This is a genomic window from Micromonospora sp. I033 (assembly GCF_053890995.1).
Genome location: NZ_JBSSLX010000381.1, coordinates 1 through 1,797 on the forward strand (window position 1 = coordinate 1; position 1,797 = coordinate 1,797).

Genomic DNA, 1,797 nt, shown 5'->3' on the forward strand with positions numbered 1-1,797 from the left:
CCGCCCGATTTGTCACCGCTAACCTCATGATCACCGGGGCGGGGCGCGAGATCTTCGACAGTTGCGGTTCACTGCGAACGGGAACTGGGTCCCGCGAGCGCGCCGGGTCAGCCCGCCAGGTGGCCCCAGCGGGATTCCAGGTCGGGCCACGGGCCCTGGGCGGCCACCGTGCCGTCGACCAGCACCACCACGTGGTCCGCGCGGACCAGCGCGGCCCGCTTCGCGGTCGAGCCGACCACCGTCACCCCGTGCTCGCGCAGCGCCGCCCAGAGCGCCAGCTCCGTCGTCACGTCGAGCGCGGACGAGACGTCGTCGGCGACCAGCAGCTCGGTGCGCGGCGCGAGCGCCCGGGCCAGCGCCAGCCGCTGGAGCTGCCCGCCGGAGAGCCGGGTGCCCTTGTGCCCGATGAGCAGCCCGAGCCCGCCCCCGGCGGCGGCCAGGTCGTGGTCAAGCTGGGCGGTCGACACCGCGTCGGCGGCGTCCACCTGGTGCCCGAGCGCGATGTTGTCGGCCACGGTGCCGGAGAGCACCCGGGGCAGCTGCCCCACGTAGCCGACCTGGTTGGGGCGGAGGAACAGCTCCGGCTCGGTGACCGGCTCGCCGTTCCAGCGCAGCGCGCCGGTGTGGTGCACGATCCCGGCGAGCGCCCGCAGCAGTGACGACTTGCCCGCGCCGACCGGGCCGACGACCAGCACCAACTGTCCGCGCTCGACGGTCAGGTCGACGTCGCGGACGGCGAGGGTGCCGTCGGAGTGCAGCGCGCCGAAGCCGGCCAGCTCCAGCCGGCGCAGCGGGTGTCGCGGCGGCGGTTCGGGCGCCGGGGCGGTGCCGGCGGCCAGGTCCAGCCCGGGCACCGAAGCCGAGTACGTGGCCACGCCGGCCATCGCCACGGTCCGTCTGGTCCACACCCGCGCCGACGGGTAGTGCGAGACGAGCGACGCGGTGGTCCAGGCGAACCAGCGGGCCGCGCCGAGCGTGGAGACCGCGACCAGGGTGGCCCCGGCGGAGAGGCCGCCGGCCAGGTAGAGCGCCCAGGCCCCGATCGGCAGCAGGCCGCTGGCGATCGACGGGGTGGACCGGGCCCACACCTGCATGGCGATCTCCCGGCGCTGCCGGTCGCTGCGCACCGTGTCCAGCTTCGCGAGGTGCGCCAGCACCGGGCGGGTGGCACCGGCGAGCTTCACCGTGCGGGCCGCGGACAGCGAGGAGACCAGCGCGGTGGCGAAGGCGGCGCGGGCCTTGACGGTGCCGCCGGCGGTGCGTTCCAGCCGGGGCCCGAACAGGGTCGCCGCCAGCCCGGAGACCACCATCGTCCCGACGAAGAACAGCGCCGGTACGACGCTGCCGGTCACCAGGGTCATGGTGATCACGATGGCCAGCGAGATGAACTGGTCCATGAGGTTGTCGGCGAGCTGCACGACCCGGTCGGTGTCGCCGCCCTGGGCCACCACCTCGGCCGGGGTGTGCCCGCTGACCCGGCGGGCCCCGGTCTGCCCGTGCACCAGCCGCGCGCTGATCCGCAGCATCTGCCGGATCCACCACTGCGGGAACCAGAGGTTGGTCAGGTACGGCAGCGGCAGCACGACCAGCAGCGCGGCGACGATGCCGAGCGCCGGCAGCCACGGGTCTCCCCCGCCGACCACCTCGGCCCAGAGCCAGGGCAGCACCGAGCCGTCCAGCCCGAGCAGGGTCATGATGATGAACAGGGAGACGGAGACCAGCCCGTACCGCGGGTCGTTGGTGCCGAGCCGGAGGATCTCCCGCAGGGTCCGCGCGGGCGGCGGGGCGGGCAGCGGG

At 75.0% G+C, this 1,797-nt stretch carries 1 protein-coding gene; it reads right to left on the bottom strand.

Annotated features, from left to right (window positions below; translation table 11 throughout):
• Positions 1-107: 107 nt before the first annotated feature.
• The coding region (locus ACW0Q9_RS30340) for an ATP-binding cassette domain-containing protein (RefSeq protein WP_456187170.1) at positions 108-1,797 on the bottom strand (1,690 nt) is incomplete at its 5' end.